This is a genomic window from Micromonospora sp. NPDC049275, assembly GCF_043197115.1.
In the GTDB taxonomy this organism is placed as follows: domain Bacteria; phylum Actinomycetota; class Actinomycetes; order Mycobacteriales; family Micromonosporaceae; genus Micromonospora.
This window is the reverse complement of sequence record NZ_JBICSN010000022.1, coordinates 1-17,817: the sequence shown is the minus strand read 5'-3', so window position 1 is coordinate 17,817 and position 17,817 is coordinate 1. Positions and strand designations below refer to the sequence as shown.

Annotated in this window: 16 protein-coding genes and 1 pseudogene; 10 read left to right on the top strand and 7 right to left on the bottom strand. The window is 71.7% G+C overall.

Annotated elements, in window-relative coordinates:
- The first annotated feature begins 175 nt into the window (after positions 1 to 175).
- Genes ACGFIE_RS32520 through ACGFIE_RS32500 form a run of 5 tightly spaced genes read left to right on the top strand, consistent with a single transcriptional unit; the run spans position 176 to position 4,898 of the window.
- Complete coding sequence (locus ACGFIE_RS32520; RefSeq protein ID WP_393302108.1) at positions 176 to 1,354, top strand: radical SAM/SPASM domain-containing protein; 1,179 nt, start codon at positions 176 to 178, stop codon at positions 1,352 to 1,354.
- A 4-nt stretch (positions 1,355 to 1,358) separates the two neighbouring features.
- Positions 1,359 to 1,610, top strand: coding sequence for a phosphopantetheine-binding protein (locus ACGFIE_RS32515; RefSeq protein WP_363688721.1), 252 nt, complete (start codon positions 1,359 to 1,361; stop codon positions 1,608 to 1,610).
- A gap of 1 nt (position 1,611) precedes the next feature.
- Positions 1,612 to 2,883 carry a hypothetical protein gene (locus ACGFIE_RS32510; RefSeq protein WP_393302105.1) on the top strand — a complete coding sequence of 424 codons (1,272 nt, stop codon included), beginning with the start codon at positions 1,612 to 1,614 and terminating at the stop codon, positions 2,881 to 2,883.
- A 21-nt stretch (positions 2,884 to 2,904) separates the two neighbouring features.
- The gene (locus tag ACGFIE_RS32505; RefSeq protein WP_363688725.1) at positions 2,905 to 3,990 is read left to right on the top strand and encodes a hypothetical protein; all 1,086 of its coding nucleotides are present in this window, start codon (positions 2,905 to 2,907) and stop codon (positions 3,988 to 3,990) included.
- Positions 3,987 to 4,898, top strand: a complete 912-nt coding sequence (locus ACGFIE_RS32500) for an NAD-dependent epimerase/dehydratase family protein (RefSeq protein ID WP_393302102.1) — start codon at positions 3,987 to 3,989, stop codon at positions 4,896 to 4,898. Before ACGFIE_RS32505 ends, ACGFIE_RS32500 begins: the two co-directional genes overlap by 4 nt.
- A 1-nt stretch (position 4,899) precedes the next feature.
- Here ACGFIE_RS32500 and ACGFIE_RS32495 read toward each other — a convergent pair whose 3' ends face one another.
- Positions 4,900 to 6,186 (bottom strand): MFS transporter, encoded by a 1,287-nt coding sequence (locus tag ACGFIE_RS32495; protein ID WP_363688729.1) that lies wholly within the window; start codon positions 6,184 to 6,186, stop codon positions 4,900 to 4,902.
- Positions 6,183 to 7,382 carry a condensation domain-containing protein gene (locus tag ACGFIE_RS32490; protein WP_393302099.1) on the bottom strand — a complete coding sequence of 400 codons (1,200 nt, stop codon included), beginning with the start codon at positions 7,380 to 7,382 and terminating at the stop codon, positions 6,183 to 6,185. Before ACGFIE_RS32490 ends, ACGFIE_RS32495 begins: the two co-directional genes overlap by 4 nt.
- A 694-nt stretch (positions 7,383 to 8,076) precedes the next feature.
- Here ACGFIE_RS32490 and ACGFIE_RS32485 point away from each other — a divergent pair.
- Entirely contained in the window at positions 8,077 to 9,324 is a 1,248-nt protein-coding gene (locus ACGFIE_RS32485) for an FAD-dependent monooxygenase (protein ID WP_363688733.1), read from the top strand.
- On the opposite strand, the gene ACGFIE_RS32480 is transcribed toward ACGFIE_RS32485, so the two are convergent.
- Positions 9,212 to 10,273: a phosphotransferase family protein gene (locus tag ACGFIE_RS32480; RefSeq protein ID WP_393302096.1), complete on the bottom strand. Its 1,062-nt coding sequence runs from the start codon at positions 10,271 to 10,273 to the stop codon at positions 9,212 to 9,214. The two genes, ACGFIE_RS32485 and ACGFIE_RS32480, sit on opposite strands and share 113 nt — an antisense overlap.
- A gap of 370 nt (positions 10,274 to 10,643) precedes the next feature.
- Here ACGFIE_RS32480 and ACGFIE_RS32475 point away from each other — a divergent pair, with 370 nt between their 5' ends.
- Positions 10,644 to 10,907 (top strand): DUF6244 family protein, encoded by a 264-nt coding sequence (locus tag ACGFIE_RS32475; RefSeq protein ID WP_393302093.1) that lies wholly within the window; start codon positions 10,644 to 10,646, stop codon positions 10,905 to 10,907.
- Positions 10,908 to 11,088: 181 nt separating this feature from the next.
- Positions 11,089 to 11,310: pseudogene (locus ACGFIE_RS32470) on the top strand (hypothetical protein); the annotation flags it as partial.
- Here ACGFIE_RS32470 and ACGFIE_RS32465 read toward each other — a convergent pair.
- The 3 genes from ACGFIE_RS32465 to ACGFIE_RS32455 all read right to left on the bottom strand — a co-directional run bounded on the left by ACGFIE_RS32465 (position 11,307) and on the right by ACGFIE_RS32455 (position 14,447).
- Complete coding sequence (locus tag ACGFIE_RS32465; protein WP_393302090.1) at positions 11,307 to 11,759, bottom strand: nitroreductase family deazaflavin-dependent oxidoreductase; 453 nt, start codon at positions 11,757 to 11,759, stop codon at positions 11,307 to 11,309. The pseudogene ACGFIE_RS32470 and the gene ACGFIE_RS32465 sit on opposite strands and share 4 nt — an antisense overlap.
- Positions 11,760 to 11,894: 135 nt before the next feature.
- Positions 11,895 to 12,878 (bottom strand): SEC-C domain-containing protein, encoded by a 984-nt coding sequence (locus tag ACGFIE_RS32460; RefSeq protein WP_393302088.1) that lies wholly within the window; start codon positions 12,876 to 12,878, stop codon positions 11,895 to 11,897.
- 102 nt (positions 12,879 to 12,980) lie between these two features.
- Positions 12,981 to 14,447, bottom strand: coding sequence for an MFS transporter (locus ACGFIE_RS32455; protein WP_393302085.1), 1,467 nt, complete (start codon positions 14,445 to 14,447; stop codon positions 12,981 to 12,983).
- Between the two features lie 215 nt (positions 14,448 to 14,662).
- On the opposite strand from ACGFIE_RS32455, the gene ACGFIE_RS32450 reads away from it, so the two are divergent.
- Positions 14,663 to 15,238 (top strand): TetR/AcrR family transcriptional regulator, encoded by a 576-nt coding sequence (locus ACGFIE_RS32450; protein WP_393302083.1) that lies wholly within the window; start codon positions 14,663 to 14,665, stop codon positions 15,236 to 15,238.
- A 42-nt stretch (positions 15,239 to 15,280) separates the two neighbouring features.
- On the opposite strand, the gene ACGFIE_RS32445 is transcribed toward ACGFIE_RS32450, so the two are convergent.
- Positions 15,281 to 16,639 (bottom strand): pentapeptide repeat-containing protein, encoded by a 1,359-nt coding sequence (locus ACGFIE_RS32445; RefSeq protein WP_393302080.1) that lies wholly within the window; start codon positions 16,637 to 16,639, stop codon positions 15,281 to 15,283.
- 233 nt (positions 16,640 to 16,872) lie between these two features.
- Here ACGFIE_RS32445 and ACGFIE_RS32440 point away from each other — a divergent pair, with 233 nt between their 5' ends.
- Positions 16,873 to 17,676: an esterase/lipase family protein gene (locus ACGFIE_RS32440; RefSeq protein ID WP_393302077.1), complete on the top strand. Its 804-nt coding sequence runs from the start codon at positions 16,873 to 16,875 to the stop codon at positions 17,674 to 17,676.
- The last annotated feature ends 141 nt before the right edge of the window (positions 17,677 to 17,817 follow it).

Genomic DNA, 17,817 nt, shown 5'->3' with positions numbered 1-17,817 from the left:
ACCTCGTGTGTCAGTGTGGTGAACGACCCGTGGCGGGGTGAGCAGGACACTCACATCCACGTCGGACGACCGCCGCCGGTTCCCCAGTGATAGCGGGGGTTCGTGCGCATGTAGGGATGCGTTCGGCCCCCGAACCATCACGATTCGCTTCGTGGCAGACGAGCGGGGAGCCTGCATGTCCTACCCACGTACCAACAAGGTCTTCACGTCCGGTGAGTTGCACGATCTGCGCCGGACGGTGGCGATCCGGTCGGCGACGCGCCGTAATCTGGCGGCGGACCCCCTCTACGCGACCGCGTTGCCACAGGAGGTCAGCATGCAGCTGACCTACCGGTGCAATCTGCGGTGCCACCACTGCTTCCAGTGGAACGAGCAGGGCTTCTTCCACAACTACGACAGCAAGCGCAGGCGTTCCGAACTCGACCTCGACGTCGTCCGCGACGTGTTGGAGACGACCGCCCCCGAGCAGGCGAAGGTCTTCCTGTGGGGCGGCGAGCCGCTGATGCACTCCCGGTTCGGAGAGATCGCGAAGCTGCTCGGCGCCGTGCCGCGCGTCGTCAACATGTGCACGAACGGCCTGTTGATGGAGCGCAACGCGGAACACCTGCTGACCATCGGACCGCGACTCAACCTGCTGGTCAGCCTCGACGGCTTCGAACCGGAGCACGAGGCGCTGCGGGGCAAGGGATCGTTCCGGCGCACCATGCGCAACGTCGAGGCGATGCTCGACCTCCAACGGCGCGGCGCGTACCAGGGCGAGTTGTCCGTCGCGTGCATGGTCAGCGAGGACATGGTCGGCCGCATGTACGAGTTCACCGAGTGGGCCGAGCAGACCGGCTTCAACTCGGTCTACTGGCTGCTGCCCTGGTACATCAGCCCCGAGACGGCGTCGGCGATGGACCGGCTCTACGCGGAGTCGTTCTCCTGGCTCAACCCGCCGGAGCCGGGCGACAAGCCGACGTGGCACTCGTACACCTACGCGCTGCCCGAGCAGTACCTGCCGGTGCTGAAGGAGTCGATGGCGCGACTGGCGAGCCGGGTGTGGGATCTGCGGGTGCGTTACCAGCCGCAGGTCGAAGAGGACGAGATCGACGACTTCATCCGCGGCACCTCCCGTCCCGCCCAGCGGCGCAGCCGCTGCCTGGCGGTGTCCAACCGGATCGAGATCCACGCGGACGGCCGGGTCAGCTCGTGCAAGTTCTTCCCCGAGTTCGTCATCGGCGACCTGAGCGAGCAGCCCATGCAGGACATCTGGCAGAGCGAACGCTTCACCCGGGTCCGCGGCATCCTGCGCGACAGCGGGCTCATGCCTGTGTGCTCGAAGTGCATCCTTCTCTACCTGAGCGGGGAGTGAACGCATGGCAGAGGTCATCACCCGCATGGCGGCCCTGCTCGCGCGGGTTCTGGAGGATCCGGCGCTGGCCCAGGAGGTGACGGCGGACACGAATCTGCTGCTCGACCTCGGAATCGACTCGCTGCACATGATCACGTTCCTGCTCGCCGTCGAGGAGGAGTTCGACATCGAGATCGACTTCGAGTCGCTGGACACCATCCACCTGGAGTCGGTGAAGGCGTTCTGCCACTTCGCCCTCGACGGCGATGGTCGGTGAGGTGAGCGGGACCGTTCACTTCGGCTCGTTCGACGCGGAGGCGGTGTGGCGGCCGGAGGATCTCGCCGGGCTGCCTGCCGCCCCGACGGCGGGTGGCAGTCGGGGACGTCGCGGCATGGACGAGCTGCTGGCGGTCGGGTGCGCTCCGGGCGATCTGCTGCTCACCGCCGAGCCGATGGACGAGGCCCTGGTCGAGGCGCTGGCGGTCGCCGGCATCGCGCCACGGGTCGCCGCCGTGCCCGGCCACCCGGACTCCACGGTGGAGGAACGGCTGGCCGCGGCCGGCGGCACGTCCCTTCCGGCGGTGTCCGGGTGGGCCGCGGCGTTCTACGCCGTCCGACCGGACACCTCCGTGGCGGTGCGCCGGCTCGGCCTCCGTGCCGTGGTCCCCGCCGTCGAGGTCGTCGCCCGCGTCAACTCCAAGGTCTGGTCGAACGACCTGGTCCGGGACGCCGGCCTGCCCGGCGGCGCCGTCCTGGCCACCACGCCCGCACAGGTGCGGCGGCTGGTGCGGGACGCGCAGGGCGACGTCGTGCTCAAGGACCCGTACGGGGTCGCCGGCCGGGGCGCCCTGCGGGTCACCACCCCTCGGATGCTGGACACGGTCGTCCGGCACCTGGAGCGGCAGGTCGCGCGGGGGGCTCGGGTGGAACTGCTGGTGCAGCCCCTCTTCGAGGAGGCGTCCAGCTTTTCCACGCACGTCGAGGTCGACCCGGGCGGCGTGGTGCGGTGGTGGGGCGTGCAGCACGTCGACAATGCCGAGTTCGCCTACCGCGGTTCCGGTCCGCTCCCCGCGGATCAGCACGCGAGCCTCGACACGTCCGCGCATCGGGAGGCGATCACGCGGGTCGGGACGGCGCTCGCGGCGGAGGGCTACCGCGGTCCCGTCTGCGTCGACGGGTTGCGGCTGCACGACGGCATAGTCGTGCCGGTGCTGGAGGTGAACGCCCGGCGATCGATGGGCCTGCTGAACCTGCACCTCGACCGACGGGCCCGGGCGGTCGGCCTGCGTTCCTGGCTGCGCTGCCGCCCGACACCTGTGCGCCCGGGCGACACGGTGGCCCGGCTGGTGTCGGCGCTCGACGACGCGAAGCTGCTGTTCCGGGGCACCGACCCCGGGGTGCTGCCGCTGGCCTCGGGGACGCTCACCCCGCCCCGTGGCCGGCTCTTCCTCGCGGTGTTCGCCCCGGACGACGCCTGTCGGATCGCCCTCGAAGCACAGGTGAGCGACGTGCGCGCCGCGACGGGCGGCGCAGCGAGTCTCGTCTCCTGACTCCCGACGATCGGAGCAACGATGGCGATTGTGCTGCTGACGTCGGGTGCCACGCTCGGCACCCACGTACCGGCCCTCATCCTGGCGGGCCGGCTGCGGGCCCTCGGGATCGAGGTGCGCGTGGAGGTGTTCGAGCGGCTGCTGCGACCCGACGAGCTCGACAGGCTGAGGGCCGCCAAGCGGGCCTTCCGCGGAAACTTCAAGCTCGCGGTCACCGCCCAGCGGATGGTGCGGGACCAGATGCCGGCGCTCGACGGCGCCGCTGTCGATGACCTCCTGCGCGGATGGCGGGCCGCCGACGTCGACCAGGTGGTGCTCTTCTCCGGCTTCTGGGTGCCCGTCGTCGAACGGTACGAGGCGCTCGCGTCCCGGACGCCCCGGGTCGACATCTGCCACCTCGACGCCGCGCCGACCGCCTCCTTCAACCTCTTCCGGGCACGCACCGAGCGCTTCCGGCACGTGTGGATGTTCGACGCCGAGCGGGGCACCGCGCCGACGAGCATCCGCGTCGGCGACGAGGACCCGGTGCCGTGGCACGAACGCGAACAACGCCTGCTGGCGCACGGCGGCGGCTGGGGGTTGGGCACCTACCGGGACCGCGCGGTGGATCTCGCCCGTGCGGGGCTGCTTGTCGACGTGGTGACCCACGACCCGGCCGACGTGTCCGGCCTGCCCCCCGGCTGCCGGGCGTACATGATCGATCCGGAGTGGGAGGCGTGGCAGGACGGCGACTTCCCGCCGTTCGGGGAGATCCGTCCCGACGGCACGGTGCGATACCGCAGGGGTCGGGCGCACCACGACTCGTTCGATCTCGCCCGGCACCGCGTCGCGATGCTCTGCAAGACCGGCGGGGGCACCCTCATCGACTCGCTGTGGTCGGCCACGCCGATCGTGCTGCTGGCACCCTTCGGCGCGCACGAGCAGGTGAACGCCGACCTGTGGCGTCGGTTGGGCTACGGCGTCACCGAGGACGCATGGCGCGAGAGCGGATACTCCCTCGCCCTGCTGGAGACCCTGCACCGCAACCTGCTGGCCGCCCGCGAGGGGACCGCCGACTACGCCGCCGAACTGGCGGCCCTCGCCGCCCGGACCGAGGTCGGGAGATGACCGCGGCGCCGGCCCCGGTCACGGTGGTCGTCGGGTCGGACGGGTTCATCGGCGCGAGTCTGTGCCGTGCGCTCGACCGCCGCCGCCGGCCTCCGCACCGGGTGACCCGACCCCGCAACGCCGCCGAGGAGCACCGGTACGCCGACACGATCAGGCGCGCGGACCTGGTCTTCTGGGCTGCCGGCACGGTTACGCCGAAGCGGGCGGTGAGCCAGCCCGAACTCGCCGAACTGGACCAGCGTGCCCTCGCCGCCGCGCTGGAGGCGTGCAAGCTGGGCGCCCGTCGTCCCACGGTCGTCCTGCTGGGATCCGGCGGGACGGCGTACCGGCCGGATGTGCCGCCGCCGGTGGACGAGACCGGCCCACTCGGCCCCGACAGCGTCTACGGCCGGGCGAAGGTGGCCCAGGAGCAGGCCCTGCGCGAGGCCGCCGACCATCTCCGGCCGGTCGTGCTGCGGCCGTCAAACGTGTACGGGCCCGGCCAGCGCGCCGAGGGTGGGCTCGGTGTGGTGTCGCACTGGTTGGAGGCAGCGGCCGCGCACCGGCCGTTGCAGGTGTTCGGCGATCCGGCGACCCGCCGCGACTACGTCTACGTCGACGACGTCGTGGCCGCCCTGCTGGCGGTGTGGGACCGGCACCTCGACCGCGACACCCTGGAAGGGCTCGACGGCGCGGTGCTCAACGTGGGCGCCGGCCGGCCCACCTCCCTCGCCGAGCTGCTGGAGGTGGTGACGGCGACCGTCGGCCGGCCGTTGACCGTGCGGTACGCGGCTCGTCGAGCCTTCGACCGGCGCGACATCTGGCTCGACGTCCGGCGTGCGTCGGCGCTGCTGGGCTGGCGTCCCGGCACCGACCTGCGGACCGGGGTGGCCCGGACGTGGGCGGCGCTGACGCCCCGCGCCTTTTGAGTCAGGGCTGGCCGGCCGGCTCGGGGACGGGCGTGAAGTCCCGCATTGTGCGCAGCGGGGAGAAGTAGACCCACAGTCCGGAGGCCCAGACGCCGAGGGCGGCGATCACCAGGGTCTCGCGGACGCCGAGCCAGGTGCCCAGCACACCACCGAGGACCGCCCCGATCGGCAGGGCGCCCCACACGATCCAGCGGACCCCGGCGGTGAGACGGCCGAGCAGTTCCGGCGGGCACATCTGCTGCCGGTAGCTGATCTGGGCCGCGTTGTAGATCGCGCAGAGCGCGGCGAAGCCGGTCATGCCGACGGTGTAGAACGCGACACGCCAGCCGGGCTCGGCCAGCGGCACCAGCAGCATCGTCCAGCCGAGCCCGAGCAGGGAGACCCAGATGATGCGGGCGGTGCCGATCCGTCGCGCCAGCCGGCCCGAGGCGAGCCCGCCGGCGATGCCGCCGGCCGTGCCGAGCGCCAGTTGCACGGCCACCTCGGCCGGCGTCAGTTTGAGGACCCGGACCAGGTAGATGACCGAGAGGGCGTAGATCACCTGGCTGAAGACGTTCAGGGTGCCGCTGGCCGCGACGATCTTCCGCAGCACCGGATGCCGGAAGGCGAAGGCGAGACCGGCGGAGATCTCCTCCCGCAGCCGTGGCCGGGGGCCCTCCGGTGCGGCGATCTCCGGCTCCTTGCGCCGGATCAGCAGCAGCGAGACGGCGCTGACCGCGAACGAGGCGGCGTCGATGAGTACCGTCCGCGCCGCACCGAAGACCGCGACCAGTCCTCCGCCGAGCCCGATGCCCGCGACCTGGGCCACCGAGTACGTGGTGCTGAGTTTGCCGTTCGCGTCCAGCAGCTGGTCGGAGCGCACCACCGCCGGCAGGTAGCACTGGTAGGCCACCTCGAAGAAGACGGAACAGACGCTGCACAGCGCCGCCACCAGCCACAACTGCGCCATGGTGAGCTCACCGGCGAAGAACGCCAGCGGAATGGTCGCCATCGCGGCGGCCCGCACCAGGTTGCAGAACACCATCAGCCGCCGCTTGCGCATCCGGTCGACGATGACTCCGGCCGGCAGCGCCACGAGCAGGTACGCCGCCATCCCGGCGGCCTGCAGCAGGCTCACCGAGAACGTCGACGCGTTCAGCACCGACACCGCGATGAGCGGGACGGCGAGGGTGGACACCGCGGAACCGGTCTCGCTGAGGGTCTGCCCGGTCCACAGGGTCATGAAGTCCCGGTGACGCCACAGGCTCGGCGTGACCGGGACGGTGGTGGGCGGCGCGGTAGTGGTCATGCGGTGGCCTCCGCGTTCGCGCCGACGAGGTCGAGCAGGTCGTCGCGCATGGCGACGAGCAGAGCGTCGAGTTCCTCGCGGCGGTAGCCCTCGCGGATCACCCGGACTGTCAACCGGACCGTCGTGTCGGCGTTGGCCATCAGGTAGAAGCCGGGCCCGGTCGAGCGGATCGGCACGTGCCACTCGATCCGCGATTCCTGGATCTCCTCCGGCGGCCGCACCTCCATCGGGGGCAGGAGGAACGTGAAGTGGTATCCCGGGTCGAGCGCGCCGCCCTCCCGTTCGGCGTCCTCGCGGATCCGCGCCACCGCGTCCGGGTCGTAGACCCCGTGCTTGAGGGCGCGCATGTTCCGGACGTACAGGGCGCGCGCGGTGTGCGCGAACGACTCGTCCGGGGCCGGTGCGGCCAGCAGCGGAACCCACTGGTTCATGGACGTGACGAGCGACGTGACCGCCGGGTCGAAGCGGTTGGACGACATCGGGTAGAGCAGAACCGGCGTGCCGGTGGTGCCGGTCCGGATGACCGCCCGGCAGTAGGCGGTGAGCAGGACGCCCGCGACGGTGACGCCGATGCCGCGCGCCGCCTGCCGGAGGATGGGCTCGGGGATGCCTGTGTGCATCGTCGCCCGCAGCACCGGCCCCGGTGGGGGAGGGGTCCGCCGGGGTGCCCCCGACAGCACCTTGCGCCAGTAGGACTCGGCGGCGAGCAGTCGGGCGTCCATCTCGCCGGACCGTTGCCGCGTCGCGAGGTCGGCCGGCTGCGGCGCCGGTGGCAGCGCCTCGCCGGCCAGCAGCGCGAAGAAGTCCCGCTCCATGGTGTTGATGCCCGCACCGTCGGCCGCCATGTGGTGGATGACGACCAACAGGTCGCGGGGTCGGCCGTCGCTCTCGGTCAGCCACACCCGCCACGGCAGGTCGGTGGTCAGCGTGAACGGACGCTGGATCTCCTCGGTCTCGATCCGGGACATCCCCGTCTCGCCGTCGGGCTGTCGTACCGCCGCGACCACGTCGGCGGGGGAGTCCACAGCGACGCGTTGCCGCGGATCGGTCGGGTCCTCGACGTCGAACGTCGTGCGCAGCGACGCGTGCCGCATGCCGAGCGCTCCGACCGCACGCCAGACCTGCGCCGCGGTCACATTTTCCGGCAACGACCAGGAAAAGCAGAGGTTGCCCTCCCACCACTTCTCCGGATGCATTCTTTCGATGTCCCGCCAGACCGATAGTTGGCCGAGAGTCATCGGATAGGTCGTTTCCGGGGCCACACCTCTTCCTTCCCGAGCGGGAACGGCTGCGCCGCCGATGAGCGTGTGCCGCGACGCGACACACGCTCATCGGGACGAAAGGTAATTGGTGTGCGTCAGCCGGCCGAGTTGTTCTTCATCACGACACCTCCCGAAGAATTGCGGTTGTCGGAAGTGAGGCCGTGGCCCTGCGCCGTGCTTAGGGGTGCATGACGCGCCGCCGTCGGATGACGGTTGGATGCAACGGCAGCAGTCCGACCAGCGATCGACCGAGCTGGTACGGCAATTGTCCACGCCCAACGTCGGATGCATTCTGCGGCATCCTGCGGCGAACACGGACGATGGCCGTCCCATTCGGAGCATTCGGTGGCGGATGAGCTTCCGGTGCAGGCCATGGAGCCGCGCGCGGGCGAATGCAGTAAAAGAACCGATCCCCCAATACGTGGCCCCGCCTCGGTTAGCAGGACTCCCACAGCATTCCGGCCGTCAATGGCCGTGTCAAGCCTCACATTGATGGATCTTGCTGTCTTGACCGCCGCCCCGGCGGTGATTACGGTCGGGGCGGCGGACGTGTCCACAGCGCCCGCCACACGGGGGAGCACATGGGTGCGACAGGTCCTTTCGGACCGCCGATGACGGCTGGCCCACAATGATCAGTCCCGCGCACGCCGTGGTCGTCGGCGCGGGAATCGCCGGCACCGCCGTCGGTCTCTTCCTGCGCCGGATCGGCTGGCGCGTGACGGTTCTCGAGGCCCGCCCGGCGCGGGAGCGACCACTCGGCTCGCACCTGAGCATCGCCGACAACGGCCGTACCGTGCTGCGCGAGCTGGGGCTCCTCGCCGCGGTCGATGAAGCCGGCACGCCCACCGACCGCATCTCCTTCCACGACCACCGGGGACGGGAGATCGGCAGCAACAACCAGGTGAGCACGCTGATCCGCCGGGACCGGTTCGGCGAGGTGCTGCGGGAGGCGGCCCGCGAGGCCGGCGTCCGCGTCGTCGAGGGCGGGCGCGTCGTCGGGCTGCGCGACGACGGGCAGGACGGGGTCGTCGCCACCCTCGCCGACGGATCGACTCACGGCGGTGAGGTGTTGATCGGTGCGGACGGGGTCCACTCCCACACCCGTCGGACGCTGTTCCCCGACCACCCGTCGGCGCGGTTCACAGGCGTCCTCGACGGCGGCGGCTCGGCCCCCCGGGTCGACGGAATCGCACCTGAGCCGGTGCTGCGCCTGACGTTCGGCGTCAACGCGTTCTTCGGCTTTCAGGCGCTGCCGGACGGCGAGGTGGTCTGGTTCCAGAGCATGCTCAGCGGGGACGGGGATGTCGTGGCGGCGCCACGTGCCGACCCGATGGACCGGTGGCGGCAGCGACTCGTCGCGCTGCACGGCGCCGACCACCCGCCGATCCCCGGCATCATCGACGCCAGCACCGGCCCGGTCATCCGGTGGCCGGTGCACGATCTCGATCCGCCCGCGCGGTGGAGCCGAGGCCGGATCTGCCTGGTCGGCGACGCGGCGCACGCGATGCCGCCGCACGACGGGCAGAGCAGCTCCATGGCCCTCGAAGACGCACAGGTCCTGGCCCGCTGCCTCGCCAGCGCCGACGACCTCACCGACGCCTTCGCGCGCTTTCAACAGCTCCGGGAGTCGCGGGTGGCGGCGGTCGCCGCCCTCGCCCGTCGTACCGGCAGCCTGAAGTTTCCGACCGGCGCCCGCGAGCGGCGGGCGCGCGACGCCGTCCTGACGATGTTCCTGAAGGCAGGTGTGGCCGCCTCCGAGGACGTCAGCCGGTACCGCCTGCGATGGCCGACGGACTCGCACGCCGCAGCTCGGTCAGCTCATGATCCAGCAGGTCGGCCAGCCGCTCGAACCGGTCCGGACGAGTTTCCCGGGTGATCCCACGGCTGGGCATCTCGACGGTCATCAACAGATACAGGTGCAGACGGTAGAGGCTGAGCCGCCGCAGGGTGGCCTCGTCGAAGACCACCGGCTCGGCCGCGGCGGAGCGATAGCCGCGTAGGAAAGGATGGTCCGCGTCGTCCTCCACCCGCCGATAGATCAGGGGCGACACGAGATCCATCAGCGGATCACCGAACAGATACCGCTCACCGTCGACGATCCCGCGCAGGCGCAGGGCGCCAGCGGGTTCGGGTTCGGGTTCGGGTTCGGCCAGCACGTTGCCGTCCCAACCGTCGAAGTGCAGCAGCGCCGGCCGGCGCACCTGGTCCAGCACCCAGGCGTACCGCTCGGTCAGCTCCCGGATCCGCGCGGCCGGGACGGGCAGCCGCACCTCCCAGTCGACCGCGTCGGCGAGCAGGTCGCCGAGCATGGCGGCGAAGGCCTCCCGCCACGTCACGCCGCTCGCCCGGCCGCCGTCGTAGCCGTAGTGGTCGCCGGTCACCGTGTGCAGGGCGGCGATCGCGGCGCCGAAGTCGCGTCGGGCCGGGGAGTCGTCGAGGTGCTGCTCGGAGTCCGACCACTCCGTCAGCGACCGCCCGGGCAGCAGGCCGCTGAACAGCCACTCGCCCTGTTGCTGATCGTTGCCGTAGTGCAGCAGCGGCGGCACCGGCACCTGCGGCGCGCGCGCGGCCACGAGGCGGAAGTAGCGGGCCTCCGCCCCGCCGAGGCCCCGCTCGTAGCGCAGCAGCGGCGCGTCCGGCGGTGGTGGCACCTTCAGCACGACCTCGCGCCCGTCGTCCAGCGTCACCCGCCACACCGTCGCGAAGCCGCCCCCCGGGATCGGTCCGCAGTCCACCACCCGGCGATCCGCGCCGAAGGACGCGTCGACGAAGCCTTGCACCTGATCATGGTCGAGTGACCGCTGGGTGCGGCTGAGCGCTTCCACCCGTCGTCCCTTCTCCCCGCCCTGTCGATGCGAGGATGTCGATCCGTCACGAGCGGTCGTCGCTCCGGTGACGATCGTCAGCGTGCCAGAGCTCTCGACGGTTTGTGGTCCGGCTTCGCCCGCCGATGTAGAGGGTGTCGGTGGCGTAGGTGTGTTCGTCGCCGAGCGCTGATCACGTGCGATCCCGAGTGCCGTCAGAGATCTTGGTACGAAAACGCCCCTCCAGGGGCAGTTTCGTACCAAGATCTTTCCAGTGAGGTCACGACTGGGCGATCGTGTGGTCGCGCTGGGTGTGCGGATCTCGTACGCTCCCTTGTGGTCACCACCAGTGCGGTGGTGGAGGCGATGGTCGACCAGGGGGAGGGCGCGAGTGAGCGCAGCACAGATCATCGCGAGGTTGGCGGCGGCATCGCAGAAGCTCGACGAGGCGAGGGCCAAAACCGCAGCGGCAGCGCAGGACGCGGCCGAGGCGCGAACGCTCGTCGCCGGCGCGCTGGAAGGTGTTGCCGCCGGTCCACTGGTTGGCATGATCGACGCGTACCGCCAGGCGCTGGCGCAGGCGTCCCAGGGCGGCGAGCCGGCCAAGCAGCACGTCCAGGAGACGATCGCCAAGGTCCGCGCACTGGGAAACTGACGCTTGGAGCGTGAGCCCAACGCCAGCGCGTACGTGGTCGACACGATCCGGGCACGGATGCGCGCCGAGGATCTCGACGCCGAGCTGGCCCGCCGGGGCATGACCGTGACGGCCGAGGGGCAGGCTCGCGCCAGGGCCGAACGCGCTCAGGTCGAGCAGGAGTGGTCGCCCGGCGGCCGACCGTGCGGTGCTGCACCGACTGCTCGAACGTCCCGCCTGCGCGGTGCTGCCGACCTGGGGTGAGGACTGGCAGGAGTTGGCCTACCGGCGGTTGGTTACCGGTCGGGTCGACCTCGCTGCCGCCGTGATGGCTGTCCTGGAGCAGGATGCCTCGGTGCTGACAAGCGAGGGCAAGGCGTACGGCGACGGCGGTGACCTGCCGGTCATCCGCTTCCCTGGCTAGGGGCGGGATGTCCGCTCGATGACGATGACGGGGATCTCCCGATCGGTCTCCTTCTGGTAGCGGGCGTACGTCGGGAAGACCTTCGTCATCACCGGCCACAGCCGGACGCGCTCCTCGCCCGTCGCGGTCCGGGCCCGGCCGGCGAACCGCTCCGCGCCGACCTGGATCTCCACTGCGGGGTCGGCGCTCAGGTTCAGATACCAGGCGGGGTGCTTCGCCGCGCCCCCGTTGGACGCGACAAGCAGGTAGTTGTCGCCGTCGCGGCCGTACATGAGGGCGGTGCGGCGCAGCGTGCCCGACCGGCGCCCGCGAGTGGTGAGCAGCAGCGAGGGGATTCCGTAGAAGGTCCCGCCGTCGGCGCCGTCGGACTCCACGTAGCGCCGGATGTGCTTGGCGACCCAGTCGACCGGGCTGTCCTCGATTGTCTCGTGCTGGTCCTGTGCGGTCACGCCATCGCCTCCGTCACCGAGCCCGGCCGATCGCGGACGCGATCGCGAGTGGACGCTATACCTGTGAGTCACGGTTATGACTCACAGGTATACGGCGCGCAGCGCACACCAAGGGCAGCACCCGCCCGGGGCAGGTCAGTCGCGCGAGCGCGGCAGGCAGCACTTCTTGTACTTCGCCCCCGACCCGCACCAGCAGGCGTCGTTGCGGCTCGGCGGCCAGGCCGTGAGGCCCGCCTCGTCGACGCTGAGGCTGTCGGCGTACTCGTCGAGGGTTTCCTCGTCGACGGGGTCGTCGCCGGCGAAGGTCGCCAGGCCCGCGACGGTGCCGGCGACGACGCCCAGGTCGCCGCCGCCCAGCCCGGACGCCTCGACGAGGGCGCGTTCGATCTGGGTACGGTGCTCGTCCCACGTCTTCGGGTAGCTGTCGACGAGCGCGGGCCAACGCATCAGCAACGCGTCGAACTCGGCCTGCGGCCAGTACAGCAGCGTCGCGGGGCCGTCGTCGAGCGCGTCGAGGGCGTGATCGGTCGCGGCGCGCAGCCGGTCGGCGAGGTTGTCGTACTCGTCGTGCGGCAGGCCCAGCTCCTCGCGCAGGTCGTGCCGCTGCTGGCTGAGGCCGAAGATCATGGCGGCGGCCTCGTCCTGCGCGTCCTCGGACTCGTGCTGCTGGGTCCGGGTCCGTTCCAGGATCGCGTCCAGGGCGGCGGTGAGCCACTCCAACGCCGTCTCGGTGTGGCCGGACTCGACCAGCTCGTCGATCAGGTACGTGGCGTCCGGGGCGGTCTCCAGCAGTGGACGCAGCTCGGTCAGCTCGGCCATGCCCTCGTCGGAGCGGCCGAGGCGCAGCAGCAGGCCGCCGCGCACCGCTCGGGCGTACGCGTCCTCGTCGGGCTGTTCGGCGATGGCGCGGGTGACCAGCGCGAGGGCGTCGGCCAGGTCGCCCGCCTGTTCGAGGATGTCCGCGGCGACCAGCAGCGCGAAACCGGTGTCGTCGGGGTCGGCGACCCGCCCCTCGTCGACGGCACCCACCAGCTCCGCGACCAGCGCGGCCGGGTCCGGGCTCTCGGGCCCCAGCTTGCCGATCTCTTCGATGCGGTCGGCGGTCAGCAGTTCGGACATGGGCGCATCCTGAAGGGCGACGAACGGACGGGGAAGCGGCCAGCGTACTCCCGAACATGGAGCAGCCCGGGCGGCGAACCGCCCGGGCTGCGACACGAAACCTCAGCGGGTAGCGGGCATGGTGGCGAACTCGGCGGCTAGCTCGGACTCGACGATCGTCGCGGTGGACGGCCGGCGACCGGCCGACGCCCGCCGGGCGGACGGGACGGCCAGGGCCGCGAGCGCGGCGGCGAGGGCGATCGCGGTGAGGACGAGAAACCCCGTCGTGAAGCCGGCCTCCCGGGGCAGGCCGCTGGCCTGCGGGTGGGCGGTGATCACGCCGCTGACCACGGCCGCGCCGATCGCGCCGCCGATGGTACGGATGTTGGCGTTCATGCCGGTCGCCACGCCGGTCTGGCTGGCGGGCACGCTGGCGACGATCAGGTTGGCCATCGACGCGAAGGCCAGGCCGATGCCGAGACCGACCAGGCCACCGGCGACGGCGACCTCCCAGCGGGTGTCGTGCGCGCTGGCGAGCATCGCGGAGGCTGCCACGTTGAACGTGGCACCGGTGGCGAGCTGCGCCTTGGAGCTGAACACGGCCTGGAGCCGCCCGGCGATGATGCCGGCGACGAACATCGCGACGAGCATCGGCAGCATGAGCAGACCGGCCTGGCTGATGCTGGCGCCGAAGCCGTAGCCGGCCGCGGTCGGCGTCTGCACGAACTGGGGAAGGAACGCGTACACGGAGAACATCGACGCGCCGTAGAGCAGGGCGACCAGGTTGGTGGTCCAGACGCCGGGCAGGCGCATCATCCGCATGTCGATGAGCGGGTTGGTCGAGCGCACCTCGGCGATGAGCCAACCGACCAGCAACACCACGGCGAGCGCCAGCAGGCCGAGCACCCGGGCCGAAGTCCAGCCCCAGGCCGCGCCCTGGCTGATCGGCAGGAGCAGCGCGACCAGCCAGCCGGAGAGCAGCACTGTCGCGCGCCAGTCGATCCGACCGGGGGTACGCACCGGCGACTCGGGCACGAACAGGTACGCGGCGACGGCGGTCAGCCCGACCACGACCATGGGGATCCAGAACAGCCAGCGGTAGTCCAACGTGCTGACGATCGGGCCGGCCAGCACGATGCCCAGGCCGCCGCCGACGGCGACGATCGCCGAGATGCTGGCCACGGCGGTGGAGACCCGCGCGGCGGGGAACTCGTCGCGGATGATGCCGAACGACAGCGGGAAGACCGCGCCGCCGATGCCCTGGATGACCCGGGCGACGATGAGCACGCCGATGTTCGGCGCGATGGCAGCCACCAGGCAGCCGAGGGCGAGGGCGGCGAGCGAGACGACAAGCATCCGCTCCTTGCCGATCATGTCGCCGACCCGTCCGAGGATCGGCGTGAAGATCGACGCGGAGAGCAGATAGGCGGTCAGGACCCAGGTCACGGTGTTCTGCGAGGTGTGCAGGTCCTGCTGGATGGTCGGCAGCACCGGGGTGATCAACGACTGGAGCATCGCGAAGAACCCGGCGCCGGCCGCGAGCACGGTGAAGGTGAGCCGACGCGAGCTGCGTCGGGAGGTCACTGACACGAGAGAAAACTCCCTGATTGGTACGGAAGGAGGTTTGTCGCCCGTCGTCGGAGGCGGGCAGGTCTGTCGGTCCGGGCGATCGGGTGGCCAGGCGGATCGGGCGGACCCCGAGGTAAGCTAACCGGAGGCTATCCTCCGGCATGTCCGGAGGGGTGCCTCCACTAAGCTAGCGGAGGGGTGCCTCCGGATGCAACCAAGGTGAGGTGACGCACGTCATGACCAGCGCGGGGCAGATGCCCGAGGTCTTCGCCCAGCGGCCCAAGCGGGCCGACGCGCGGCGTAACTACGACGCGCTGGTCGCCGCGGCGCGCGACGCCTTCGCCGAGAACGGCGCGGCCGCCTCCCTGGAGGATGTGGCCCGCCGGGCCGGGGTCGGCATCGGCACCCTCTATCGCAACTTCCCGACCCGCCGGCACCTGTTCGAGGCCGTCTACGTCGAGGAGGTCCGCGCGTTGAGCAGCTCCGCCGCCGACCTGGCCGAGCTGCCCCCGTGGGACGCGCTGGTCGCGTGGCTGCACCGCTTCGTCGCGTACGTCGCCACGAAGCGGGCGCTCGCCGAGCAGTTGCTGCACGACTCGGAGATCTTCGCCAGCTGCCGGACGGAGATCTACGCCGCCGGCGAGCCGTTGATGCGCCGCGCCCAGTCCGCCGGGGTGGTCCGCGACGACATCGGCTTCGACGACGTGGTGCGCCTGATCAGCGGCCTCACGATGGCCCAGTTCCCCGCACCCGAGCAGCGGGACCGGGTGCTCGGCGTGGCCCTGGACGGGCTGCGCGCGTCCGCTCGCTGAGCAGGCTTCAGCGCGTCCGCTCGCTGAGCAGGCGCCAGCGTGTCAGCGGTCGACGAGGAGCAGCCACTCGTCGTCGAGTCGTTCCACGACGGTGCCCGGCGGCCAACGGTGGCCGGGGTCGAGCACGGCTCGGGCCTGCTCGACCTGCGGCGTACGGCTGAACCGTGCGTCGCGGAAGCTGGCCATGCTGTGGAACCGCGCCCGGCCGAAGTTCGCGGCGTCGGCGAAGCGGGCACGGTCGAACAGCGCCTCCGCGCCGAACATCGTCCAGCGAAACAGCGCCATGTTGACGAAGCGGACGGAGTGGAAGTTGGCCGACCGGCCGAACTCGGTGTGCTCCATCGACAGGGCGCCGTCGAAGATGGCCTCCCGGAACGTGGTGGCGTCCTCGAAGCGTGTCGCGTCGAAGCTTGTCGGCTGGCCGAAGGTCGCTCGGCGGAATGACGTCAGACCGGCGAAGCCGGCCCGCCGGCAGGACAGCCCGTCGGTGAAGGCGGCGCCGTCGAAGCTGGCCGCGCCGCCGACGCGTACGCCGTCCAGCATGACCTCGCCGTCGGCCGCGAGGCCCTCGAAGACCACGTCGTCGAAGGTCGCCGCCGCGAGCAGGAGACGCCCCCGCGCTGTCACGCCCGCGAAGGTGGTCGTACCGGTGAACGCCGTCGCCGTGAAGTTCGCGTCGACGAGCGTGCAGCCGCTGGCGTCGAAGTCGACAAGCGCCGCGCCGGCCAGGTCGAGGGTCAGCTCCGGCCAGTACGCGGGGTCGTCCGCGCGCAGGTGTCGGGTCAGCACCCGCTGCGCGGTGCGCCGGACCTCGGTCTCGCGCGGCTCGTCGTCAGGTGCCGGCATCCGCAGGTACGCGCAGAGCACCGCCCCGATCGTCGGCCGTTGCGCCGCATTGTCCTGCCCGAGGCGTTCCAGAGCGTGCAGCCCGCCGAGGCGTACCGCCGCGCTGTCGCTGCCGAGCAGCTCGACGGCCCGGGTGTAGAGCTCGGTCAGCCGGCGTTCGGCCGCGTCGTGTTCGGCCGCGCCGGACTGCCGGTCCTGCTGGCGCTGCGCGGCCTCGGCCACCGACTCGGCGTGCGCCTGCACCCGGTCCCGGTGTGCCTGGTCGCGGACGGCGACGCTCTCCTGGTGCCGCTGCGCGCGCTCGGTGATCCACTGCCGACGGGCGGCCAGCAGCAGGGCCAGTCCACCGCCGGTGCCGGCGACCACTGTCAGGCCGGTGCGGATCGCGTCGATGCGCAGCGTGGCCCGGGTGTCCGGCGCGACGGCCCGGTCGGCCTCGGTGAGCAGCAGATCCAGCACCAACCAGCCCAGCGCGACGGCGAGCAGCAGGCCGACCAGGACCAGCCACCACGGCAGCACCCGCAACTGGCGCTCGGAGGGTTCGTCGGCGGCCACGGCCACAGCATGCCATCGGCCGGCACGGGACGGGGGTACGCGGACATCGGTGGGTGTCCGCTGTGGAGCGCGACCGGTTTGCCGGTTTGCGCCGTCGGTGGCACAACGGGTTACCGGTGCGTAACAAGTGATTGACGTTTCTGAATTGTTGCGGGGATGATCGTCGCACGGTCGACCGGACACCCCCACCCACCTGCCCGGTACGCCGGGCGCCTCCCCCCGGAGGTGCGGCCATGCTGCTCCGAAAGACCGTCCTCGTCGCGTTCCTCGCCACCGCCGCCCTGCTCGCGCCCGCCGGCGCCGCGACGGCGGCCCCGTCGACACCCGCCCCCTCGACAGCCGCCCCCGCAGCACCGGTCAGCGCGGCGGCCGTCACCGCCGCCAACCCGGTCATCGTGGTCGGCGGCCTCAGCGGCGTCGCCGTGGCGTACGAACCCATCGCCGCCCGGTTGCGCGCCGACGGCTACCGGACCTTCATCTACCAGCTGCCGGGGCTGGGCCTCGGTGACATCCCCGCCTCGGCCCGCGCGTTCGCCGGTTACGTCGCGCAGGTGCGCGCCAGCACCGGCGCGGCGACAGTCGACCTCGTCGCCCACTCCGAGGGCGGCCTGGTCAGCCGCTACTACCTCAAGCGGCTGGGCGGCACCGCCAGCATCGGCCGGTACGTCAGCCTGGGCACACCCCAGTACGGCACCTACGTCGCCAACATCGTGGCGTTCCTCGGCCTCGGCAGCTGCGCCGGCATCGTGGCCTGCCAGCAGATGACCATCGGCTCCGGCTTCCTCGCCGACCTCAACGCCGGCGACGACACCCCCGGGTCGGTGCGCTACACGACCATCCGCACGCTGCAGGACGAGCTGGTCCGCCCGACCGGCAACGCGGCGGTCAACGACGGGGCGACGAACGTCCTCATCCAGGCGTACTGCCCGCTGCGGGTGGTCGGCCACCTCGGCCTGGTGCTCGACGGCACCGCGTACACAATCGTGCGCGGCGCCCTGGTCGACGGCCCGGTGCGGCCCAACTGCCTCGCGGTCTGAGAGCCGTGGGGGGGGGGGGGGGGGGGGCGCCCCCCCCCCCCCCCCCCCCCCCCCCCCGCGCCCCGGGGGGGGGGCGGGGGCGGCGCGGGCCGGGGGGGGGGGGGGGGGGGCGGGCGCCGGGGGCGCACCCCCACCCGGGGC